Source organism: Sphingopyxis sp. YF1 (assembly GCF_022701295.1).
Taxonomy (GTDB): domain Bacteria; phylum Pseudomonadota; class Alphaproteobacteria; order Sphingomonadales; family Sphingomonadaceae; genus Sphingopyxis.
In genome coordinates this window covers 3,042,068-3,063,151 of record NZ_CP033204.1, presented here as the reverse complement: position 1 = coordinate 3,063,151, position 21,084 = coordinate 3,042,068, and the positions used below count along the sequence as shown (strand labels likewise).

Below are 21,084 nucleotides of genomic sequence, written 5' to 3'. Positions count from 1 at the left end.
GTCCGTCGCTTCGGCATAGGCGGGACGGCGAGCGCTTACCGGTTTTTCCGCCCCTCGATCAGCCCGTCGACGAGGCTCGGGTCGGCAAGCGTCGAGGTGTCGCCCAGCGATCCGAAATCATTCTCGGCGATCTTCCTGAGGATGCGGCGCATGATCTTGCCGCTGCGCGTCTTGGGCAGGCCCGGCGTCAGGTGGATATGGTCGGGGGTTGCGATCGGGCCGATCTCGGTGCGCACCTGCTGCTTGAGCGCTGCGGCGACCGCGTCGGTCGGTTCAACCCCGGCGTTCAGCGTGACATAGGCATAGATGCCCTGACCCTTGATATCGTGCGGGAAACCGACGACCGCGGCCTCCGCCACCAGATCGTGGAGCACCAACGCGCTTTCGACCTCGGCGGTGCCCATGCGGTGCCCCGACACGTTGATCACATCGTCGACGCGGCCGGTTATGCGCCAATAGCCGTCGGCATCGCGGCGACAGCCGTCGCCGGTGAAATATTTGCCCTTGTAGGTCGAAAAATAGGTTTCGGCGAAGCGCTTGTGGTCGCCATAGATCGTGCGCGCCTGACCCGGCCAGCTGTGCGTGATGCAGAGGTTGCCCTCGGTCGCGCCGCCGCTCTGCTCGTCGGCGAGCACGCCGCCCTCGGCATCGACGAGCTGCGGACGGATGCCGAAGAAGGGACGACCGGCGCTCCCCGGCTGCATCGGATGTGCGCCCGGCAGGGTGGAGATCATGATCCCCCCGGTCTCGGTTTGCCACCAGGTGTCGATCACCGGGACCCGGCCCTTGCCGACAATCTGGTGATACCAGCGCCACGCTTCGGGGTTGATCGGCTCGCCGACGCTGCCGAGCAGTCGGATCGACGACAGGTCATGCCGCGTCACATAATCGTCGCCTTCGCGCATCAGCGCGCGGATGGCGGTCGGCGCGGTGTAGAGGATGTTGACCTTGTGCTTGTCGACGACCTGCCAGAAACGGTCGTGGTCGGGATAGTTGGGGATGCCCTCGAACATCAGCGTCGTCGCGCCGTTCTGGAGCGGGCCGTAGACGACATAGCTGTGCCCGGTGACCCAGCCGATATCGGCGCTGCACCAGAAAATCTCGCCGGGGCGATAGTCGAAGCCGTACCAGAAGGTCGACGCGGTCCATACGCTGTAGCCCCCGACCGTGTGGAGCACGCCTTTCGGCTTGCCCGTCGAGCCCGAGGTGTAGAGGATGAACAGCGGGTCCTCGGCGTTCATCGGCTCGCACGGACAGATCGCATCGACATCGGCGGAGAGCGCATCGTACCAGTGATCGCGACCCTCCTTCATGCTCACGTCGCCGCCGGTGTGCGCGATGACGAGTACCGCCTTCACATCGACGCGCTCAAGCGCCTTGTCGACATTGGCCTTGAGCGGGATCGTCTTGCCGCCGCGCAGCCCTTCGTCGGCGCAGATCACCCAGTCGCTGCCGCAATCCTCGATGCGGCCGTGGATCGCTTCGGGCGAGAAGCCGCCGAAGACGACGCTGTGCACCGCGCCGATGCGTGCGCACGCGAGCATCGCGACCGCGCCTTCGGGGATCATCGGCATGTAGATGGTGACGCGGTCGCCCTTCTGGACGCCCATTTTCTTCAGCGTGTTCGCGAAGCGGACGACGTCGGCAAGTAGCGCCGTGTAGCTGATCGTGCGCGTCTCGCCGTCGGGGGCGTCGGGCTCGAAGATGATCGCGGTGCGGTCGCCGTGCCCGGCGGTGACATGGCGGTCGACGGCGTTGTGGCACAGGTTGAGAACGCCGTCCTCATACCATTTGATGTCGACGGGATCGTACGACCAGTTCGCGGTCTTCGTCGGCGGGGTGATCCAGTCGATGCGCTGAGCCTCGGCCGCCCAGAAGGTGTCGGGGTCGTCGATGCTCTGCGCATAGAGCCGGTCATATTCGGCCGCGCTGCAATGGGTGTTCGCGGCCGCGTCGGCGGGAACGGGGACGAAAGGCTCGGACGGTGGCAGTTCGGACACGCGCGACTCTCCCATACGGGTTTGCATTGTTCGCCCGCTGCGATAACCCGCGAGCCGCAAGTTGCAAGGCGCGAGCGCGTTTTTGAGGGGGCATGACATGGGGCGGCTGGGTCAGGAGATCGAAGCGTTGCTGGACGCGCTCGGCGTCGGCCGGCGCGACTGGACCGAAGGATCGATGCCCGTCCTGACGCCGCTGACCGGCGAACAGGTCGCGATGGTGCGCGTTGCCGATGCGGCGGCGATCGATGCGGCGCTCGATCGCGCGACCGGCGCCTTTCGTGCGTGGCGCCGCGTCCCGCCGCCGCGCCGCGGCGAGCTGGTGCGGCTGTTGGGCGAGGAATTGCGCGCGGTGAAGGACGATCTTGCGAGGCTCGTCACGATCGAGGCGGGCAAGATCCCGTCGGAGGGCGCGGGCGAGGTGCAGGAGATGATCGACATCTGCGACTTCGCGGTCGGTCTCTCGCGGCAGCTCTATGGCTTCACCATCGCGACCGAGCGCCCGGGTCACCGGATGATGGAGCAATGGCATCCGCTCGGTGTCGTCGGGGTGATTTCGGCGTTCAACTTCCCCGTCGCGGTATGGGCCTGGAATGCGGCCGTCGCGCTCGTGTGCGGCAACAGCGTGGTGTGGAAGCCATCCGAAAAGACCCCGCTGACCGCGCTCGCGGTGCAGGCGATCTTCGCGCGAGCGGTGGTGCGCTTCGGCGACGCTCCCGAGGGTCTGTCGCAGCTGCTGGTCGGCGGCGGCGAAGCGGGCGAGGCGCTCGTCGACGACCGGCGCGTCGCGCTCGTCTCGGCGACCGGGTCGACGCGCATGGGGCGCGCGGTGGCGCCGCGGCTCGCCGGGCGCTTCGCGCGCGCGATTCTCGAACTCGGCGGCAACAATGGCGCGATCGTCGCGCCTTCGGCCGACCTCGACCTTGCGCTGCGCGGCGTCGCCTTCGGGGCGATGGGGACCGCGGGGCAGCGCTGTACGACGACGCGGCGGCTGTTCGTGCATGACAGCATCTACGACATGTTCGTGGCGCGGATGAAGGCCGCATACGCCAGCGTCCTGATCGGCAATCCGCTCGAAGGGGATGTGCTTGTCGGACCGCTGATCGATCGTGCCGCCTACGAGATGATGCAGGAGGCGCTGGCGGCCGCGCGCGCGGCGGGCGGGGTCGTCCATGGCGGCGACCGCGTCGGCGAAGGCGCCAGCTATTATGTGCGCCCGGCGCTGGTCGAGATGCCCGGACAGGTGGGGCCGGTGCTCGACGAAACCTTCGCGCCGATCCTCTACGTCATGCGCTATGACGATCTCGACGCGGCGATCGACGTCCACAACGATGTCGCGGCGGGCCTGTCGTCGGCGATCTTCACCACCGACATGCGCGAGGTCGAACGTTTCCTGGCGGCGAGCGACTGCGGCATCGCCAACGTCAATCTGGGCACCAGCGGCGCCGAGATCGGCGGGGCGTTCGGCGGCGAGAAGGAAACCGGCGGCGGCCGCGAAAGCGGGTCGGACAGCTGGAAGGCTTATATGCGCCGCGCGACCAATACGGTGAATTATTCGGACGCGCTGCCGCTGGCGCAAGGGGTCTCGTTCGATATCTGAGCGCCGCCGCACGCGGCGATCAGTAGCAATCCCACTGATAGAAGACCTTGCTGAAATCGCGCTTGAGCAGGTCTTCGCGCCGGATCAAGAACTGGCCTTGCCCCATGTCGCCCCACATCAGGCGATCGTCGCTCCACAGGTTGATCAGGACGCGATCGACGTCCTGATAGCGCGGCGCGGCGCGCCAGTCCGATTGGGTGAAGCCCGGATGGCCGCCGACGTGATGCTGCGGGGGCGCCGCTTCGAACTGCTTGTCGGCAAAGGCATAGATGCGGCCGTCCTTGTCGCCTTCGAGCAGCTTGCCGAGGTCCCGCTCGGCGAGCCAGGAATCGGTCGAGGGAAACTGGTCGGTGCGTTTCGGCGTCAGCGCGATGCCCTGTTTGACCGCGTCGTCGCGAAGCGGCGAATAATCGTCGATCCCCTGATCGCCCTGCGGCCGGCCCGCGTGCAATTTGCCGGGCCCCTCGATCTTCTCGCGCCAGATGACGCGGAACTGGCCGGCTTCCGGTTTTTCGAAATTCGCCCCGTACAGGTCGTCGCGCGCGATGAAGAATTGCAGGATTCCGCTGTCGGGGTAGTCGGGCAGGGGCGGCATCGCGCCAAAATCGAGCTGCGCGAGAAAAGCCATCGGCTGCCCTCTGGCATCGGCCGGCCAGGCTTCGCCAGCCGCCAGCCAGACCGCGCCGCCGATGCGCGTGCCCCCCGGCGTTGACGGCGCCGGTCCGGCCGGTTCGAGTTCGATCGCGGGAAGGCCGTGCTGCTGCTGCCACGCCGAAAATTCGCGGACCGCGGGATCGCGCGCCAGCTCCTGCATCGTTGGTTCGGCGGGCGCCGCGGCGGCGCAGGCGGTGATGCTCGCCGCCGCGAGGGCGACCGGAATGAAAAACGCTCTCATGCGGCGGAGCCTATCGGCTTCGCGCCCCGGGAGCGAGCGAATTTGGCGATCATCCCCACCCGCGCGCGGGCGGGGACAGGCTTATGCCCGCCAGCCGAAGCGATCCTCGCCCAGCGCGACGATCTGTCCTGCCGCACCCACCGGTTCGGCCTTGCCATCGGTCAGAAAGGCCAGCATCGCGGCGTCGCTCACATCGACATGCGCCAGCGTCCGCTGTCCTGCGGGCGTCCGTGCGACCACGACCCCGGCCTTCGGCGCGCCGTCGCGGCCGTAGAAGACCGTATAGCTTTCGATCGTGGCCGCGCCCGCATGATCCTTGACCAGCTCGGGGACCGGGCCGCGTTTCGCTTCGGCTTCGGCCTGATAGTCGAAGTCCTGCGGAAAGCTGGCGGCGGCGATCGGTTCGCTGCCCAGCACGATGCAATGATTGTCGGTCGCGAAGCCGCCATTGGCGAAGAGGAAGCCGTAACGGCCCTCCTTGCGCAATTTTTCGACCATCGAGACCACGGCATGGCTCATGTAATTGGCGATCGGGCCGCCGCCGAAGGTCAGGCCGCCGAACACGCTCGCGGGGCGATCCCACGGCCAGCCGAGCGTACGCCGCGCCATCTTGGGAACGCACGGAAAGCAGCTGTAGAGCTCGACGCAGTCGAAATCCTCGACCGTCATGGCGTTGAGGGCGAGCGTGCGGTTGATGCTCGTTTCCATGCTGACGCTGCCGTCGTAGCGGTCGCGGTGGAGGATGTTCGCGGGTTCCTTCGCGGCAGCGCCCATGCCGACGTAGACGAGGCGATCCTCGGCGATACCGCGCCGGCGCGCTTCGGCGAGGCTGGTGACGATGAAGCCCGCCCCCTGGTTCACCGACGAATTGGCGACCATCAGCTTCGAATAGGGGAAGGCGATCGGCCGGTTGCGTTCGTTCACGTCGAGGATGTCGGCGGGCGAGGCGGGCTTGCGGATCCACGCGCCGTCGTTCGCCGCCGCGACTTCGGAGAAGCGCGACCAGATTTCGGCGCTCTCGAACTGTGCTTCCTCAAGGCTCTGCCCCCAGGCGGCGCGGGTGGCGTTCTCATAGAGCGGATAGACGTCGACCGGCGCCGACAGGCCGTGCATCTGCGAATAATTGGGCTCGCGGCGCGTCGCGACCTGCCGCACGGCATTATAGCTCTTGTCCTCGCCCTTCGCGGCCTTGGCGGCGCGCCCCGCGGCGGTGCGCAGCGCTTCGGCGCCGACGATGGCGGCCAGCTTGACCTCGCCCGCGCCGATGCGGTTCGCGGCCTCGTTGAGCAGGCGGATCGGGGTGTCGCCGTGCGGCGCGTCGGACTGGTAATTGACCTTCGGCGCCGCACCGATCGCGGCGGCGAGCGGTTCGGGCAGCTTGCCGAGGCTGTGGAAGCTGATCTGGTCGACAATCGCCAGGCTGTCGATCTCGGTCAGCGACACGCCCGCATCGCGGGCTGCGATCTCGAGCGCGGCAACCATCAGGCCGAGCGAATCGAGCCCCTGATCGGGGTCTTCGGGCCGGTCGTTGACCTGCCCGACGCCGATGATGACGGGAATGCGTTCGGCATCGGTCGTTGCGATCGTCGGAGCCATGGTCAGCGCGCCTTCCACTCGGGCTTGCGCTTCTGCGCAAAAGCGAGCGGGCCTTCGCGGGCGTCCTCGCTCGCCATCAGCATCTTGCGCTCGCGCTTGTTGTCGTCCCAATGCGCGTCGTCGCCCGCGATCTGGCCGTCGATGATGCGGAGCGCGACGCGCTTCGACGCCTGCACCGACAAGGGCGCATTGCCCGCGATCTTTTCGGCGATTGCGATCGCGGTCGGCATCAGCTCGGCGAGCGGTACGACACGGTTGGCAAAGCCATAGCGCAGCGCGGTGGCGGCGTCGAACGGATCGCCGGTGAGCAGATGTTCCATCGCGAGCTTCTGCGGCAATTGCTTGACGATGCGAAAAGCCCCGCCCGCCGCGGCGAACAGCCCGACCTTGACCTCGGGCAGGCCGAACTGGGCATTCTCGGACGCGACGATCAGGTCGCACATCAGCGCGAGCTCGCAACCGCCGCCAAAGGCGAAGCCATTGACCACACCGATGATCGGTTTCGAAATCGGGTGCGCGGCAAAGCCGCCGAAACCCCACGCCTGCTGCGCCTTGTCGTCGGGCGCCAGCTGTCCGCCGCGCGACAGCGCGACCAGGTCGGCGCCCGCGCAGAACGCCTTGTCGCCTGCGCCGGTGATCACCACGACGCGGGTCTCGGGGTCCTTCTCGGCTTCCTCCAGCGCGGTGCCGATGCCGACATGCACCGCCGCATTGACCGCATTGCGCGCCTCGGGGCGGTTGATCGTGATGATCAGGATATGGCCCCGACGCTCGGTCAGGACGGCGGGTGCAGCGGTGTCGGTCATCGAATCTCTCCCTTTGTCGGGAAGAGTATCGGCGTGAGTTGACGTTTACGTCAACCGTAAACGACGGATGTTAGATTGACTGCCCGGTCTTCGCCCAGTCGGCGAGGAAGCCTTCGATGCCCTTTTCGGTCAGGACATGCTTGAACAGCCCCTTGATCACCGACGGCGGCGCGGTCATCACGTCGGCGCCGATCTTGGCGGCTTCGAGCACATGGATGCCGTGACGGACGCTCGCGACGAGGATTTCGGTGGCGAAATCATAATTGTCATAGATCAGGCGGATGTCGCCGATCAGCTGCATGCCGTCGAAGCCATTGTCGTCGTGACGGCCGACGAAGGGCGAGACGAAGGTCGCGCCGGCCTTGGCGGCGAGCAACGCCTGCGCCGCCGAGAAGCACAGCGTGACGTTCACCATCGTGCCGTCGCCGGTCAGCGCCTTGCATGTCTTGAGCCCGTCGATCGTCAGCGGCACCTTGATGCAGACATTGTCGGCGATCTTGCGGAGGATTTCGGCCTCCTGCATCATCGTGGCATGGTCGAGCGCGACGACCTCGGCCGACACCGGCCCGTCGACGATCGCGCAGATTTCCTTGGTCACTTCCTTGAAGTCGCGCCCCGATTTGGCGATCAGCGACGGGTTGGTGGTCACCCCGTCGAGCAGCCCCGTCGCGGCGAGTTCCTGGATGTCGGCGATTTCGGCGGTGTCGGCGAAGAATTTCATGATGGGATTCCTGTCGGGAGGGCGATTCGTACGGGTGCCTATAGCCGCCTAGCGCGCGAGGCCAAAGACCGCGGTCAGCAGCGGGCTGCCGGTCTCGCGCGGGTTGGCGCGGATCGCGGCTTCTTCCTTGCCGATGGCGCGGTAGATGCCGTCATGGGTGCGGTCGCTGACATCCTGTACCAGCCCGCGAAAATCGATGCCGGTTGCGGCGCGCAGCGCTTCGGTGACGACGGCATTGTCGGCAAGGCGCAGCCCTTGATCGATGCCGGGGAACATCGCGCCGACGAGGCTGCGGCCCATCGACCGTTCGAGCAGGTCGGTTGCCGCGTTCGGCCCGCCGCGTACGATCGCGGCAGCATCGGCGATGCTGATGTTCCGGATTGCGTCGGCGGCGAGCGGCGCGGCGCGTTCGGCGCCTTCGCGCGCGGCGCTGTTGACCTGCTTCGTCAGCCGCGTCTTGAACGCGCCGGTGAGCAACACGCGCGCGACGATTGACGAAGCGCCCGCGCCGCCAAGCTCGGGCGGCAGGTCGATGCGCGCGACCTGACTGTCGTAAAAGCCGTTCGGCTGAAGCAGCAGCGCGAAGGCGCGCTGCGACGAGAGGCTGAGCAATTCACGGATCGCGTCGGTCGGACTGAAGCCCGGCAGGCTGGCGCAGCCGGGGAGGGTGAGTAGCGGAGCAAGCGCGAGGCCCGACAACAGGGTCCGGCGATCGGCGAGAAGGGTGGTCATGATCATTCTCCCGAAAACTCTGGCGTTCCATCTTTGTTCCGATTAAGCGGGCGACATGGCCAAAGCGAAGCGTCAATATGTCTGCCAGAATTGCGGCTCTGTCACCTATCGCTGGCAGGGGCAATGCGCCGATTGCGGCGAATGGAATACATTGGTCGAGGAAGCGGGCGAGACCGCCTTTTCGGCGAAGCACGACCTGAGCAAGGGCGGGCGCACGATCGCGCTGGAATCGCTCGACGCGCACAGCATCATGCCCGACCGCATGTTGTGCGGCATTGCCGAATTCGACCGCGCTCTGGGCGGGGGCTTCGTCGCGGGATCGGCGACGCTGATCGGCGGCGATCCGGGAATCGGCAAGTCGACCCTGCTGCTGCAGGCGGCAGGGCGGCTGGCGCTGGCGGGCAAGTCGGTCGTCTATATCAGCGGCGAGGAGGCGGCGGCACAGGTGCGGCTGCGCGCGCAACGGCTGGGGCTCGGCAAGGCGCCGGTGGCGCTGGCGAGCGCGACCTCGGTGCGTGACATCCTTGCGACGCTCGGCGGCAGCGACCCCGATTTCGTCGTGATCGATTCGATCCAGACGATGCACAGCGACCTGATCGAGGGCGCGCCGGGCACGGTGAGTCAGGTCCGTGCCTCGGCGCAGGAACTGATCCGCTTCGCCAAGGACAGCGGCGCTGCGCTCGTGCTCGTCGGCCATGTTACCAAGGACGGAACGATTGCCGGGCCGCGCGTCCTTGAACATATGGTCGACACCGTGCTGGCGTTCGAGGGCGAGCGCAGCCACCAGTATCGCATCCTGCGTGCGGTCAAGAACCGCTTCGGCGGCACCGACGAGATCGGGGTGTTTGCGATGGGCGAGGGCGGGCTGGGCGAGGTCGCCAATCCGTCGAGCCTGTTCCTGACCGATCGCAGCCGCGACGTGCCGGGATCGGTCGTGTTCCCCGCATTGGAAGGTACAAGGCCCGTGCTGGTCGAGGTGCAGGCGTTGACCGTACGGCTGGCAAGCGGGGCGACTCCCCGCAGGGCCGTTGTCGGCTGGGACAGCGGCCGGCTCGCGATGGTGCTGGCGGTGCTTGAGGCGCGCTGCGGGCTGCAGCTCGGCGGGGCGGAAGTCTATCTCAACATCGCCGGTGGTTACCGGCTGACCGATCCCGCTGCCGACCTCGCGGTTGCCGCGGCGCTGATCTCGGCATTCAGCGAGCGGCCGGTGCCCGCCGATGCGATCGTGTTCGGCGAATTGTCGCTGTCGGGCGAGGTGCGCCCCGTCGCGCACGACGCGCTGCGGCTCCGCGAAGCGGCGAAGCTTGGTTTTTCGACCGGCTGGGGGCCGAAGGGGATGAAGGGCGTCGGTGGGATTTCGGTGACCGGTTTCGGCCGCCTCGGCGAACTCGTTGACCTGATGCTCGGGCGCGACTAGCGCACGGCAAATGGGTTTGACCATTCTCGATATTGCCGTGCTGACGCTCGTCGGCGGCTTTGCCGTACTCGGTTTCATGCGCGGGCTGGTGCAGGAAGTGACGACACTTCTCGCCTGGGTGCTCGCGATCCTTGCGGTGCGTTTTTTCCATCCGCTGGTGACCGATTTTGTGTCGGGCTGGGTCGGGACGGCGGGGGGCGCGTCGCTGCTCGCGTTCGTGCTGCTCTTCGGCGGGGTGTTCGCGCTCGCCAAATGGGCGTCGCGCGCGATAGGGCAGCGCAGCCGCGCGTCGATCGTCGGCGGCTTCGATCGCGGGCTCGGCGCAGGTTTCGGCGCGGTGAAGGGGCTGATCGTCGCGACGCTGGCGTTCATGCTGATCACCTTCCTTTACGACATCGGGTACGGAAATGTTCAGCGCCCCGCTTGGCTGACCGACAGCCGCACCTATCCGGCGCTCAACGCGACGAGCGCGGCGATGAGCCAGGTGATCGCCGATCGCCGCGCCGAGGCGCGGGCGGCCGAAGCCGAAGCCGCGAAACAGGGCGCGACGACGCGATGAGCGCGCCGCTCTATAATCGCGATATCCTGTCGCTGGCGGTCGCGACCGCCGAGTATCTGCCGCGCCCCGAGGCGGCGTATCACGCCAGCCTGCGGGCGCCGCTCTGCGGCAGCCGCATCCTGCTCGACCTTGACACCGACGAAGCGGGCCACGTGCAGGCGATCGGCCTGCACGTCGAGGCCTGCGCGCTCGGTCAGGCGTCGGCGGCGCTGCTCGCGCGCCACGCCCCCGGACGCAGCCTCGACGAATTGCGCGCCGCGCGCGTCGCGATCGCGCGCTGGTTCGCGGGCGAGGGCGTCCAGCCCGACTGGCCGGGTTTCGATCTGCTCGCGCCGGCGCGCGACTATCCGGCGCGGCAGGGCGCGATCCTGCTGCCCTTCGATGCCGCGATCGCGGCGTTCGAGACCGAGGCGGTGCAGGCATGAACCTGCTCGCGCTGACGGCGGCCGCAACCGAAGCGGTGGCCGAAAGCGCGACCGACACCGCCCTGATCGAGGGGACGATCCTGCTCGGCGTCGCGACGCTGTTCGTGATGCTCTTCCGCCGGCTCGGTCTCGGTGCGGTGCTCGGTTATCTGATCGCGGGCGCGCTCGTCGGTCCGCACGGGCTGGGACTTGTCGGCGGCGCCGAATCGAAGCTCGCCTTCGCCGAAATCGGCATCGCCTTCCTGCTTTTCCTCGTCGGGCTCGAACTGCATCCGCGGCGTTTGTGGGAACTCCGGCGCGCGATCTTCGGACTTGGACTCGCGCAGGTCGTGGTGACGGGGCTGGTGCTCACCGCGCTGATCTTCGCGACGCTGGGGTTCAGCTGGCAGGCGGCGCTTGCGCTCGGCCTGCCGCTTGCGCTGTCGTCGACAGCGCAGGTACTGCCGAGCCTCAAGGCGACCGGGCGGATTAACTCGCCCTTCGGTGAACGCGCCTTTTCGATACTGCTGTTCCAGGATCTCGCGATCGTGCCGATGATCACCATCGTCGCGGCGCTGTCGCGCGCACCTGCCAGCGTCGATGCCCCGCCGGGGTGGCAGATGGCGCTGACTACCGTCGCGGCGATCGTCGCGCTGGTTTTCGCGGGACGCTTCGTGGTCAATCCGCTGCTGCGGCTCGTCGGCCGCTATGGCGAGCGCGAGCTGTTCGTCGTCGTCGGGCTGCTGTCGGTGCTCGCCAGCGCGACCTTCATGCACAGCCTCCACCTGTCGACCGCGCTCGGCGCCTTCATCGCCGGGGTGATGCTCGCCGATTCGCCCTATCGGCACGAGATTGAGGCCGACGTCGAACCCTTTCGCCTCGTGCTGCTCGGGCTCTTCTTCCTCGCTGTCGGTATGGTGCTCGATATCGATGCGGTGCTGGCGCGGCCGCTGCTCGTCCTCGCGCTCGCCGCGGGGCTGGTGGTCACCAAGGTCGTCGTGCTGACCCTGATCGTCCGTGCCTTCGGCAAGCCGTGGAGCGTCGCGCTCGGGCTCGGCCTGCTGCTCAGCCAGGGCGGCGAATTCGGTTTCCTGCTCTTCGGCCAGGCGGCAGACGCGCTGCTCATCGCGCCTGAGGCGGCGAGCCTGTTCAGCGCGGTCGTGACCCTGTCGATGATGTCGACGCCCTTCCTGATGCTGTTCGCGCGCAACCTCGAATTCTCGCCCGGCAGCGAAGACATCCTGCTCGACGATCCGGGCAAGGCGCCGCGCGGATCGGCGATCGTCGTCGGCTACGGCCGCTTCGGCCAGATCGTCGCGCAGATGCTCCATGCGGTCGACTGTTCGGTGACGCTGATCGACAAGAAACCGAGCCAGATCGAGCTGTCGGGGCGCTTCGACACCAAAGTCTATTATGGCGACGGGCTGCGCACCGACGTGCTGCGGCGCGCGGGGGCCGACGAGGCGAAGCTGATCATCTTCTGCACCGACGACCGCAGCATCGATGCGGAGGCGCTGCGCCCGATCGTCGACGCTTTCCCGCAGGCGAAGCTGCTCACGCGCGTGTTCGACCGGCGCCAGTTGATGGCGATCGACGGGGCGGGCGCCAGCGGTGCGGTGCGCGAGGTGTTCGAAAGCTCGGTCGCGCTCGGGCTGCTCGCGCTCGAACAGCTCGACGTCGACCGCCGCGAGATCGAGGATGTCGAGGCGGCGCTGCGCCATCTCGACGCGATGCGGCTCGACGCGCAGATGAGCCAGGGCGACCTGGCCGCGGGTCTCGATCACCGGTTCCAGCCGGGCGGCAGCCGCGAGGGGACGAGCATCCTCGAACGGCTGCGCGAAAAGCGCCGTGCGGCGAAGCTCGCGAAGGAGGAGGCCGAGGCGGCGGGCTGACCGGCGCCCGCGCAGCCGCTGCGAGATCAGCCGCGCGCGCCGTCCAGAAATGCCGCGACCGTGTCGAGTCCATAGGCGTCGGTGACGAAGCTCTGCCCGATCCCGCGCGTCAGGATCAGCGGCAGCTTGCCGCCGCGCACCTTCTTGTCGTGCGCCATATGCGCCGCCAGTTCGCCGCCGCCGCAGTTCACCCCCGCGCTCGCCAGGCTGTGCGGCAGGCCGACCGCGGCCAGATGCGCGCGCACGCGATCGGCGTCGGTGGCGGGGCAAAGGCCGTTTGCGGCCGAAAACTGATGCGCCAGCACCATGCCCGCGGCGACCGCCTCGCCGTGGAGCAGACGGTCCGAATAGCCCGTCTCGGCCTCGAGCGCGTGGCCGAAGCTGTGGCCGAGGTTGAGCAGCGCGCGCACGTCCTGCGTCTCGCGCTCGTCGGCGGCGACGATGCGCGCCTTGGCTGTAACGCTGTGCGCGATGGCGTGGTGGCGCGCCGCACGGTCGCCCGCCAGCAGCGCGGCGCCGTTGGCCTCGCACCAGCCAAAGAAACCGGCGTCGTCGATCAGCCCGTATTTGACGATTTCGGCGTAGCCCGCACCGAGTTCGCGGCGCGGCAGCGTATCCAGCGTCGCGGGGTCGATGACGACCAGCGCGGGCTGATGAAAGGCGCCAATCAGATTCTTGCCCGCCGCGACGTTGATCGCGGTCTTGCCCCCGACGCTGCTGTCGACCTGCGCGAGCAGCGTCGTCGGTACCTGGACGAAGGCGCAGCCGCGCTTGACGATCGAGCAGGCGAAGCCGACGAGATCGCCGATCACGCCGCCGCCGAGCGCGATGACATGGTCGCTGCGTTCGATCCCTTCGCCGATCAGCCAGTCGGTCAGGCGCGCGAGTCCGTCCCAGCTTTTGGTGCCCTCGCCTGCGGCAAGGACGAAGGAGGAAAAGGAAATGCCCTCGGCGCCCAGCGAGGCGCCGACCGCGGCCAGATAGTGCGGCGCGACATGTTCGTCGGTGACGATCATCGTGCGCGGGCGCTTGAGCAGCGGCGCCACCTGTGCTCCGATGTCGCCGATCAGTCCGTCGCCGATCCGGATCGGATAGCTGCGGCTGCCGAGTTCGACCGTCAATTCCTGCATGTCGCGAGGGCCTCCATGATCGCGCGCACCGTATGTTCGTGCGGGCTCGATGCCGAACTGACGCGCAGATGCGCTTCGGCGTAGATCGGGTTGCGCACCGCGGCGAGTTCGCGCAGCACTTCGGCCGGGTCGCGATCCTTGAGCAGCGGGCGGTGGCTGCGGCGCGCGACGCGATCGACCAGTGTCGGAATGTCGGCGTCGAGCCAGATCGACAGCGCGTTCTGCTGGATCAGCGCTCGGGTCTCTTCGTTCATGAAGGCGCCGCCGCCCGTCGCCAGAACCAGCGGCCGCCCGGTGAGCAGGCGCGCGATCACGCGGCGCTCGCCGTCACGGAAATGCGCCTCGCCGAAGCGCGCGAAAATGTCGGAGATCGTCATGCCCGCTGCGCGTTCGATCTCGTCGTCGGCATCCGCGAAGCGCATGCCGAGCCGTTGTGCGAGCCGGCGGCCGATCGTCGACTTGCCCGACCCCATCAGCCCGACGAGCACGATCGGCCGGTCGCGGATATCCGCGGGCAGGGCTGTTTCGGGGCTTTTCGGGTTTCGCGTCATGGTCCGCGCGGCTATACCGCCCGAAACGCGCGGGACAATGATTTTGCAGTGTCCGTGCAAGCGAGCCGCCGGGGCGGCATTGGATGTTGCCAGACCGGGGCGGATCGGGAAAAGACCCCGCGATCGCCGCGAATGATTGAGGTGCAAGTGACCGACAAGACTGCCGAAGGCGCGACGCAATGAAAAAGACGCTGCTGTCGCTGACATTGGGGCTGTCGGGCACCGCCATGGCCGCTGCGCTGATCTTGCCTGCGCTCGCCCAGGAATCGCTCCTTCCCGAAGGGTTCGGCAACCCGGCCCCGACGCCCGCGCCGAGCCCGACCCCCGCACCGCGCCCGACGGCCCCGACTCCGACTCCCGCGCCGAGCCCGGCCTCGGTCGCGCCGCCTGCGGTGACCGCGACGACCGCCGCGGCCTCCGACGAGGAAGGCGAAGAGGAGAGCGAGGAGGTCGAACCCGGCACCCTCAAATATGACCTGCCGCCCGGCGCGCGGCGCCTGCTGACGCGCGTCGGCCCGCTGACCCCCGAAACCGGCGGGCTCGCCCCCGACGCGTTCGGGGTGCGCGGCCAATATGCTGCGGCGATCATGCGCGCGACGCGCGGGCCGGTCGCCTCGCGCTGGGGATCGATCCTCCTGCGGCGCTCGCTGGCCTCGGCGATCGACACCCCCGCGACGATCAACGGCGCTGACCTTGCTGCTGCCCGCGCCGGCTTGCTGCTGCGCATGGGCGAGGCGAATGTCGCGCGCCGCATCGTCCAGTCGGTCGATTACGACCGCGCGAGCCCGCGCCTCGTTCAGGTCGCGCAGCAGGTCTATCTGGCCAACGCCGATCCGACGGGGCTCTGCCCCTATGTTCCTGCCGGCCTCGCGCACGGTGACGAACAGAGCTGGCGGCTCGCCGCCGGGATCTGCGCCGGGCTGTCGGGCGAGGCAGGACCTGCGGGCTGGGCGATGAGCCGGGTGCGGTCGAGCGGCAAGATCGCCAATTTCGACATTCTGCTTGCCGAACGCGTGCTCGGCGCCAGCGTCAGCGGTGGGCGGTCGATCACGATCCAGTGGGACAATGTCGACCGGCTGACGAGCTGGCGCTTCGGCATGGCAACCGCGACCGCGACGCCGATTCCCGCCGAATTGCGCGGCAAGGCGGGCGCCGCGATGCGCGCCTGGACCGTGCTTGCGCCGATGGGCGAAATGGCCGATCGTGTTGCCGCCGCGCCTGACGCCGCAGCGCGCGGGGTGCTGTCGGGCGAGGCCTATGTTTCGCTGATCAGCGCCGCTGCAAGCGACGAGGAGCCGGGCGAGGGGCTCGCGGCGCAGGCCGATCTGCTGCGCACCGCCTTCGGCGCAGGCAGCGGCGCCGAGCGCTATGGCGCGATGCAGAACCTGTGGAATGCGGGAACGGGCCCGATCGCGCGCTATGCCGCGCTGGTCGCGACCGCGCGCGCCGCCGCGGGACTGCCGGTCAGCACCGACGTCGGCGACGATCCGTGGCAGCTGATCGGGTCGATGCTCGCGGGCGGTTACGACCGCAATGCGATCGACTGGGTACCGACGATCAATGTCGGCAGCCGCAGCTGGGGTATTCTCGCGGTCGGATCGCCGCAGCCGCTCAACGGTACGAACGCCGGCGCGGTGAGCAATTTCTCGAGCGATGACGACAGCGCCGATTATCTCCGCTCGAAGCTGCTGCTCGCGGGCCTCGCCGGGCTCGGACGCATCGACGCGGGGCAGGCGGCGTCGGCGGCGAGCGATCTCGGCGTCGATCTGGGCAAGCAGACGCGCTGGACGCGCGCGATTTCGGACGCCGCCGCGCGCGGTGAACCCGGCATGGTCGCGCTGCTCGCAGCGACCGGGATGCAGGGCGACTGGTCGAAGATGCCGCCCTATCATCTCTATCATGTCGTCCGCGCGCTGCGCGAGGTCGGGCTGGCGTCCGAAGCGCGGATGATCGCCGCCGAGGCGCTGGTGCGCGTTTGAGGTGGGCGAAACCGACGCCGCGCTGATCGACCGTTTCCTCGAAATGATGGCCGCCGAGCGCGGCGCCGCGCGCAACACGCTCGCCGCTTATCGCCGCGACCTCGAACAGGCGGGGGGACTGGTGCGCGGCGGGCTGGCCGGTGCCGACACCGCGGCGCTGCGGGGCGTCATGGCCCAATATCAGGGGCTCGCCGCGAGCAGCGCGGCGCGCAAATTGTCGGCGCTGCGACAATTTTACGCCTTTTTGCGCGATGAAGGCGAGCGCGCCGACGATCCGGCGCAGGCGCTCGCGCGTCCCGCGACGCGGCGTCCCCTCCCGCGCCTATTGACCCACGACGATGTCGGGCGGCTTTTCGCGCAGGCGGGTGAGGAAGCGGAGGGCGAAACGCCGCCGGCCGCCGCCGTGCGGATGCTGCTGCTGCTCGAACTTCTTTATGGTTCGGGGCTGCGCGCGAGCGAGCTGGTGTCGCTGCCGCGCCGCGCCGTGGCGGGCGAACGCCAATATCTGATCATCCGCGGCAAGGGCGACAAGGAACGGCTGGCGCCGCTGTCCGAACGCGCGCGCGATGCGCTCGACCGCTGGCTGCCGCTCGTCGCCGCCGACACGCCCTGGCTCTTTCCGTCGGGAAAGGCGCATCTGTCGCGCGTGCGGCTGTTCCAGATGCTGCGCGATCTCGCGGCGCGCGCCGGGATCGATCCCGCGGCGGTCAGCCCGCACGTGCTGCGCCACGCTTTCGCGACGCACCTGCTCGAGGGCGGGGCCGACCTGCGCGCGCTGCAACTGATGCTGGGGCACGCCGATATCGCGACGACCGAAATCTACACCCATGTCGACAGCCGGCGGCTCGTCGAACTGGTCAACCGGCGCCACCCGCTGGCGCGCATGGACACCGTGCTCGGAGCGAAGGCGGCAAGCGTTGACGTTGCGGCATCATCGTCCTAACCGCGCAAGGATGACAGCCTTTCTGGACTTCGAAAAACAGGTCGCGGCGCTCGATCGCCAGATTGCCGAATTGCGCGAAATGGGCGACGATCCGACGCTCAATATCGACAATGACATTGCTCGGCTGGAGGACAAGTCCTCGAAATTGCTGCGCGAAATCTATGCAAAGCTGACACCTTGGCAGAAGACCCAGGTCGCCCGCCACCCCGACCGTCCGCATTTCAAACATTATGTCGCGGGGCTGTTCGACGACTGGATGCCGCTCGCCGGCGACCGCAATTTCGGCGACGATCAGGCGATCCTCGGCGGCCTCGCGCGCTTTCGCGGACGCCGCGTGATGGTGATCGGGCATGAAAAGGGCGACGATATCCCGTCGCGGATGAAGCATAATTTCGGCATGGCGAAGCCCGAAGGCTATCGTAAGGCGATCCGCCTGATGCAGCTCGCCGATCGTTTCGGCATTCCGGTCGTGACGCTCGTCGATACTTCGGGTGCCTTCCCCGGTATCCAGGCCGAAGAGCGCGGGCAGGCCGAGGCGATCGCGCGTTCGACCGAGCAATGTCTCGCGCTCGGCGTGCCGATGGTCGCGACGATCGTCGGTGAAGGCGGGTCGGGCGGGGCGATCGCGATCGCCGCGGCGAACCGCGTCCTGATGTTCGAACATGCCGTCTATTCGGTGATCTCGCCCGAGGGGTGCGCGTCGATCCTGTGGCGCACCGCCGACAAGGCGGCCGACGCCGCGACGGCGATGAAGATGACCCCCGAGGATCTGCTCGCGCTCAAGGTCATCGACCGCATCGTGCCCGAACCCGTCGGAGGGGCGCATCGTGCGCCCGAAGTTGCGATCCGCAATCTGGGCGATGCGATCGAACAGGAACTTGCCGGGCTGTCCGGGCTGTCGCGCGATGCCTTGCTCGCAGCGCGCGAGGAAAAATTCCTCGCCATGGGTCGCGCCTGAACGGCCCTTTCGTGGCGGGTGCTTCGCGCCGGACCGGAACCCGATCCGCGGTGCTGGCGTTCTCCCTGTCAATCGGCTGAGCCCGATGTTCATCGCGCGTCTTGCCCGTCGCGGGTAAACCGATATGGCTCGGACAGTCAGGACCAAGGGAGGCGCGATCATGAGCCGGAAAACAAAAGCGATTTTGACCATATTGCTCGCGACCGCGGTGGGCGCCGGGGGCGTTGGAAGCGGCGCCGAGGCGCAGACGCGGGGCAAGGTCAAGACGATCAAGACCGCGACCGCGATCACCGCGAACGAACGCAAGCAGGGATCCGAGGCGCATCCCGAGCTGATGCAGGAATTCGGCGGCGCCTATGCCGGGCCGCAGGCTGCCTATGTCACGCGCATCGGACAGAATATCGCGGTGCAGTCGCGCCTGTCGAACGCGCGGAGCGACTTTACCGTCACCCTGCTCAATTCGCCGGTGAACAACGCCTTCGCGATCCCCGGCGGCTATGTCTACGTCACGCGCCAGCTGATGGCGCTGATGAACGACGAGGCCGAACTTGCTGGCGTGCTCGGCCACGAGGTTGGCCATGTCGCTGCACAGCACAGCAAGAAGCGCCAGTCGGCGGCGACACGCAACCAGATTCTCGGCGTGCTCGGCGCGGTGCTCGGCGGCGCGATCGGCGACAATGGCGGGCTGCTCGGCGGGCTCGGCGGACTGCTCCAGAACAATGCGATGCAGGTCGCGCAGATGGCGACGCTGGGCTTCTCGCGCGGGCAGGAACTCGAGGCCGACCAGCTCGGCGTGCAATATTTGCGCAGCGCGGGTTACGACCCGATGGCGCTGTCGACCGTGCTTGCCAGCCTCGCGAACCAGACCAGTCTTGAGGCGCGGCTTGCGGGCGGTGATGCGCGGGCGCTTCCCGAATGGGCCAGCACCCACCCCGACCCGGCGTCGCGCGTGCGCAATGCCGAAACGCTTGCGAGCCGCGTCGGCACCGGCGGGGTGCGCAACGCCGACGCCTTTTTCGCGTCGGTCGACGGCGTGCTCTACGGCGACGACCCTGCGCAGGGTGTCGTCGAGGGCAATGAATTCCTCCACCCCGACCTCCGGCTCAAATTCGCCGTGCCGGCGGGTTACGGCATGCAGAACGGAACGACCGCAGTGTCGGTCAGCGGCAACGGCGGGCAGGCGCAGTTCACGACCGGCGCGTACAGCGGTGACATGAACGCCTATATCGCGGCGGCGTTCAAGGCGGTTGCCGGCAAGGCGCAGCTTTCGCCGGGGAGCATCCAGCGCACGACAGTGAACGGAATCCCCGCTTATTATGCGACCGCGCGCGCGAACACCCAGTCGGGGCAGGTCGACGTCACCGTCTTCGCCTATGAATTTTCGAAGAGCAGCGCCTTCCACTTCGTCGCGCTGACCAAGGCCGGCGGCGGCGGGGTGTTCAATTCGATGTACAACAGCATTCGGCGGCTGAGCGGCGCGGAGGCGGCGGCGATCAAGCCGCGGCGGATCGACGTGGTGACGGTGGGGCGCGGCGACACGGTCGCGACGCTGGCGCGGCGCATGGCGTACAGCAACTACCAGGCCGAGCGCTTTCAGGTACTCAACCGGCTCTCTGCGACGAGCCGGCTGACCCCGGGGCAGAAGGTCAAGATCGTGGTCTATGCGAGCCGATAGCGCCGACGAGACACGGACGGCTCGATAAAGGAAAAGGGCGGTGGATCGCTCCACCGCCCTTTCCTGTATGTCGTCGCCCCGGCGAACCGGGGAGAGGAAACCAGCGCTTAGCCAGCGTTGGTCAGGCCCTTGTCGACGTTATTGAAGGTGTTCTCGACGCTGCCGCCGACGGCCTGCATCGCGGTGATGCCGGCGACGGCGATCAGGGCGGCGATCAGGCCATATTCGATGGCGGTGGCGGCTTTGGTGTCGCGAACGAACTTTTTGATGAACTTCATGTCTGGTCTCCTTAGGTCACTTGCCCGGTTGACCCTCTGGTCTGGGTCAACATCGACGCTTCTAGGCGCTATTGGTTTTGAAATTCTTAATGGCGAGAGCCGTGTAAAGCGCTGAATAAGGTCCCGAAACCGGACAATATCACATGGCGTTCGTCGACGAGGTCGACACATTGTTCCACATGGTGATCGCCGACTGGCCGACGCTGCTGATCGCTCCCATCGCCGCAAGGAAGATGAGCGCGAGTATCAGTCCATATTCGACCGCCGTGGCGGCCCTGGTCGACCGCAGCAGCTTGGCAATCCTGGTCATAGTTCCGGCCCCTGCCTGTGACAGGATCAGCGCCCCCGCGTTGCATGCCGCCTTGTTCCCGGCCCGATGGGCGGTGCGCGACCGGTCCCGTCGCGCCTGCGCCCGATAGCGTCGAACAAATCTCAAAAACCTCAGCCGTGCAATTCGGGGATTCTGGTCCTAGAGTTCCCGAGAATTCCGGAATTCGCATATCAAGGTTAATAATTTGTCCGCGCTCACCCCCGTATTTCCGCCAAAAAACTGTCTCATTGTGGTCGCGGCGGCGCTTGTCGACCGCGACGGGCGCGTGCTCGTCCAGCAACGCCCCCCCGGCACGCCGATGGCGGGCCTGTGGGAGTTTCCGGGCGGCAAGCTCGAACCCGGCGAAACCCCCGAAGCGGCGCTGATCCGCGAACTGGCCGAAGAACTGGCGATCGACGTTGATCATGCCTGTCTCGCACCCGCCTGTTTCGCCAGCGAACCGCTCGGCGACCGCCACCTGCTGCTGCTCGTCTATGCGTTGCGCAAATGGACGGGGGTGCCCGTGGCGCAGCATGCGACCGCGCTGCGCTGGGTGCGCCCGGTCGAACTCTATGCGCTCGACATGCCCCCCGCCGACAAGCCGCTGATCGGGCTGCTCGAGGCGCTGTTGTAGGCGCCGG

Annotated in this window: 20 protein-coding genes; 10 read left to right on the top strand and 10 right to left on the bottom strand. The window is 67.7% G+C overall.

Going from position 1 to position 21,084, the window contains the following annotated elements; genetic code table 11:
* Positions 1–35: 35 nt before the first annotated feature.
* On the bottom strand, positions 36–2,027 hold the full coding sequence (acs, locus tag EAO27_RS14925) for an acetate--CoA ligase (RefSeq protein ID WP_242771098.1): 1,992 nt from the start codon (positions 2,025–2,027) through the stop codon (positions 36–38).
* Between the two features lie 70 nt (positions 2,028–2,097).
* Here acs and EAO27_RS14920 point away from each other — a divergent pair, with 70 nt between their 5' ends.
* Positions 2,098–3,597 (top strand): aldehyde dehydrogenase family protein, encoded by a 1,500-nt coding sequence (locus EAO27_RS14920; RefSeq protein ID WP_242771096.1) that lies wholly within the window; start codon positions 2,098–2,100, stop codon positions 3,595–3,597.
* Positions 3,598–3,616: 19 nt separating this feature from the next.
* Here EAO27_RS14920 and EAO27_RS14915 read toward each other — a convergent pair whose 3' ends face one another.
* The 5 genes from EAO27_RS14915 to EAO27_RS14895 all read right to left on the bottom strand — a co-directional run bounded on the left by EAO27_RS14915 (position 3,617) and on the right by EAO27_RS14895 (position 8,347).
* The gene (locus EAO27_RS14915) at positions 3,617–4,492 is read right to left on the bottom strand and encodes a DUF1963 domain-containing protein (RefSeq protein WP_242771094.1); all 876 of its coding nucleotides are present in this window, start codon (positions 4,490–4,492) and stop codon (positions 3,617–3,619) included.
* Positions 4,493–4,573: 81 nt separating this feature from the next.
* On the bottom strand, positions 4,574–6,088 hold the full coding sequence (locus tag EAO27_RS14910; RefSeq protein WP_242771092.1) for an acetyl-CoA acetyltransferase: 1,515 nt from the start codon (positions 6,086–6,088) through the stop codon (positions 4,574–4,576).
* A 2-nt stretch (positions 6,089–6,090) separates the two neighbouring features.
* A complete protein-coding gene (locus EAO27_RS14905) occupies positions 6,091–6,894 on the bottom strand; it encodes an enoyl-CoA hydratase-related protein (protein WP_242771090.1) in 804 nt (267 codons plus the stop codon).
* 70 nt (positions 6,895–6,964) lie between these two features.
* A complete protein-coding gene (gene fsa / locus EAO27_RS14900; protein WP_242771086.1) occupies positions 6,965–7,615 on the bottom strand; it encodes a fructose-6-phosphate aldolase in 651 nt (216 codons plus the stop codon).
* A gap of 48 nt (positions 7,616–7,663) precedes the next feature.
* Positions 7,664–8,347 (bottom strand): DUF4197 domain-containing protein, encoded by a 684-nt coding sequence (locus EAO27_RS14895; RefSeq protein WP_242771063.1) that lies wholly within the window; start codon positions 8,345–8,347, stop codon positions 7,664–7,666.
* A gap of 55 nt (positions 8,348–8,402) precedes the next feature.
* Here EAO27_RS14895 and radA point away from each other — a divergent pair, with 55 nt between their 5' ends.
* Genes radA through EAO27_RS14875 form a run of 4 tightly spaced genes read left to right on the top strand, consistent with a single transcriptional unit; the run spans position 8,403 to position 12,619 of the window.
* Positions 8,403–9,764: a DNA repair protein RadA gene (gene radA / locus EAO27_RS14890; RefSeq protein ID WP_242771061.1), complete on the top strand. Its 1,362-nt coding sequence runs from the start codon at positions 8,403–8,405 to the stop codon at positions 9,762–9,764.
* 10 nt (positions 9,765–9,774) lie between these two features.
* Positions 9,775–10,323 carry a CvpA family protein gene (locus EAO27_RS14885; RefSeq protein ID WP_242771059.1) on the top strand — a complete coding sequence of 183 codons (549 nt, stop codon included), beginning with the start codon at positions 9,775–9,777 and terminating at the stop codon, positions 10,321–10,323.
* On the top strand, positions 10,320–10,748 hold the full coding sequence (locus EAO27_RS14880) for an iron-sulfur cluster assembly scaffold protein (protein WP_242771057.1): 429 nt from the start codon (positions 10,320–10,322) through the stop codon (positions 10,746–10,748). The genes EAO27_RS14885 and EAO27_RS14880 overlap by 4 nt, the downstream gene beginning before the upstream one ends.
* A complete protein-coding gene (locus EAO27_RS14875) occupies positions 10,745–12,619 on the top strand; it encodes a cation:proton antiporter (RefSeq protein WP_242771055.1) in 1,875 nt (624 codons plus the stop codon). The genes EAO27_RS14880 and EAO27_RS14875 overlap by 4 nt, the downstream gene beginning before the upstream one ends.
* A 26-nt stretch (positions 12,620–12,645) precedes the next feature.
* Here the strand turns inward: EAO27_RS14875 and aroB are convergent, their stop codons facing one another.
* Together aroB and EAO27_RS14865 are read right to left on the bottom strand one after the other, a co-directional pair.
* Positions 12,646–13,749: a 3-dehydroquinate synthase gene (gene aroB / locus EAO27_RS14870; RefSeq protein WP_242771053.1), complete on the bottom strand. Its 1,104-nt coding sequence runs from the start codon at positions 13,747–13,749 to the stop codon at positions 12,646–12,648.
* A complete protein-coding gene (locus tag EAO27_RS14865) occupies positions 13,737–14,300 on the bottom strand; it encodes a shikimate kinase (RefSeq protein WP_242771051.1) in 564 nt (187 codons plus the stop codon). The genes aroB and EAO27_RS14865 overlap by 13 nt, the downstream gene beginning before the upstream one ends.
* A gap of 179 nt (positions 14,301–14,479) precedes the next feature.
* Between EAO27_RS14865 and EAO27_RS14860 the strand changes: the two genes are divergently transcribed.
* The 4 genes from EAO27_RS14860 (at position 14,480) to EAO27_RS14845 (ending at position 19,855) form a co-directional block, all read left to right on the top strand.
* Positions 14,480–16,279: a hypothetical protein gene (locus tag EAO27_RS14860; protein WP_242771049.1), complete on the top strand. Its 1,800-nt coding sequence runs from the start codon at positions 14,480–14,482 to the stop codon at positions 16,277–16,279.
* 1 nt (position 16,280) lies between these two features.
* Entirely contained in the window at positions 16,281–17,222 is a 942-nt protein-coding gene (locus tag EAO27_RS14855; RefSeq protein WP_242771047.1) for a tyrosine recombinase, read from the top strand.
* A 10-nt stretch (positions 17,223–17,232) separates the two neighbouring features.
* Positions 17,233–18,180 carry an acetyl-CoA carboxylase carboxyltransferase subunit alpha gene (locus tag EAO27_RS14850; RefSeq protein ID WP_242771045.1) on the top strand — a complete coding sequence of 316 codons (948 nt, stop codon included), beginning with the start codon at positions 17,233–17,235 and terminating at the stop codon, positions 18,178–18,180.
* A gap of 160 nt (positions 18,181–18,340) precedes the next feature.
* Positions 18,341–19,855 carry a M48 family metalloprotease gene (locus tag EAO27_RS14845; protein ID WP_242771042.1) on the top strand — a complete coding sequence of 505 codons (1,515 nt, stop codon included), beginning with the start codon at positions 18,341–18,343 and terminating at the stop codon, positions 19,853–19,855.
* Positions 19,856–19,962: 107 nt separating this feature from the next.
* Here the strand turns inward: EAO27_RS14845 and EAO27_RS14840 are convergent, their stop codons facing one another.
* Positions 19,963–20,133: a Flp family type IVb pilin gene (locus EAO27_RS14840; RefSeq protein WP_242771039.1), complete on the bottom strand. Its 171-nt coding sequence runs from the start codon at positions 20,131–20,133 to the stop codon at positions 19,963–19,965.
* 139 nt (positions 20,134–20,272) lie between these two features.
* Positions 20,273–20,443 (bottom strand): Flp family type IVb pilin, encoded by a 171-nt coding sequence (locus EAO27_RS14835; RefSeq protein ID WP_242771036.1) that lies wholly within the window; start codon positions 20,441–20,443, stop codon positions 20,273–20,275.
* Between the two features lie 250 nt (positions 20,444–20,693).
* Here EAO27_RS14835 and EAO27_RS14830 point away from each other — a divergent pair, with 250 nt between their 5' ends.
* On the top strand, positions 20,694–21,077 hold the full coding sequence (locus EAO27_RS14830) for a (deoxy)nucleoside triphosphate pyrophosphohydrolase (RefSeq protein ID WP_242771033.1): 384 nt from the start codon (positions 20,694–20,696) through the stop codon (positions 21,075–21,077).
* Positions 21,078–21,084: the final 7 nt, after the last annotated feature.

Excerpts from the sequence above, each read along its gene's own strand:
- aroB (WP_242771053.1), bottom strand. The coding sequence starts at position 13,749 with ATGCAGGAATTGACGGTCGAACTCGGCAGCCGCAGCTATCCGATCCGG.
- EAO27_RS14885 (WP_242771059.1), top strand. The coding sequence starts at position 9,775 with ATGGGTTTGACCATTCTCGATATTGCCGTGCTGACGCTCGTCGGCGGC.
- EAO27_RS14860 (WP_242771049.1), top strand. The coding sequence starts at position 14,480 with ATGAAAAAGACGCTGCTGTCGCTGACATTGGGGCTGTCGGGCACCGCC.
- EAO27_RS14880 (WP_242771057.1), top strand. The coding sequence starts at position 10,320 with ATGAGCGCGCCGCTCTATAATCGCGATATCCTGTCGCTGGCGGTCGCG.
- EAO27_RS14840 (WP_242771039.1), bottom strand. The coding sequence starts at position 20,133 with ATGAAGTTCATCAAAAAGTTCGTTCGCGACACCAAAGCCGCCACCGCC.
- EAO27_RS14910 (WP_242771092.1), bottom strand. The coding sequence starts at position 6,088 with ATGGCTCCGACGATCGCAACGACCGATGCCGAACGCATTCCCGTCATC.
- EAO27_RS14905 (WP_242771090.1), bottom strand. The coding sequence starts at position 6,894 with ATGACCGACACCGCTGCACCCGCCGTCCTGACCGAGCGTCGGGGCCAT.
- EAO27_RS14915 (WP_242771094.1), bottom strand. The coding sequence starts at position 4,492 with ATGAGAGCGTTTTTCATTCCGGTCGCCCTCGCGGCGGCGAGCATCACC.
- EAO27_RS14845 (WP_242771042.1), top strand. The coding sequence starts at position 18,341 with ATGAGCCGGAAAACAAAAGCGATTTTGACCATATTGCTCGCGACCGCG.
- EAO27_RS14865 (WP_242771051.1), bottom strand. The coding sequence starts at position 14,300 with ATGACGCGAAACCCGAAAAGCCCCGAAACAGCCCTGCCCGCGGATATC.
- EAO27_RS14895 (WP_242771063.1), bottom strand. The coding sequence starts at position 8,347 with ATGACCACCCTTCTCGCCGATCGCCGGACCCTGTTGTCGGGCCTCGCG.
- radA (WP_242771061.1), top strand. The coding sequence starts at position 8,403 with ATGGCCAAAGCGAAGCGTCAATATGTCTGCCAGAATTGCGGCTCTGTC.
- EAO27_RS14850 (WP_242771045.1), top strand. The coding sequence starts at position 17,233 with ATGACAGCCTTTCTGGACTTCGAAAAACAGGTCGCGGCGCTCGATCGC.
- EAO27_RS14875 (WP_242771055.1), top strand. The coding sequence starts at position 10,745 with ATGAACCTGCTCGCGCTGACGGCGGCCGCAACCGAAGCGGTGGCCGAA.
- EAO27_RS14920 (WP_242771096.1), top strand. The coding sequence starts at position 2,098 with ATGGGGCGGCTGGGTCAGGAGATCGAAGCGTTGCTGGACGCGCTCGGC.
- EAO27_RS14835 (WP_242771036.1), bottom strand. The coding sequence starts at position 20,443 with ATGACCAGGATTGCCAAGCTGCTGCGGTCGACCAGGGCCGCCACGGCG.
- fsa (WP_242771086.1), bottom strand. The coding sequence starts at position 7,615 with ATGAAATTCTTCGCCGACACCGCCGAAATCGCCGACATCCAGGAACTC.
- acs (WP_242771098.1), bottom strand. The coding sequence starts at position 2,027 with ATGCAAACCCGTATGGGAGAGTCGCGCGTGTCCGAACTGCCACCGTCC.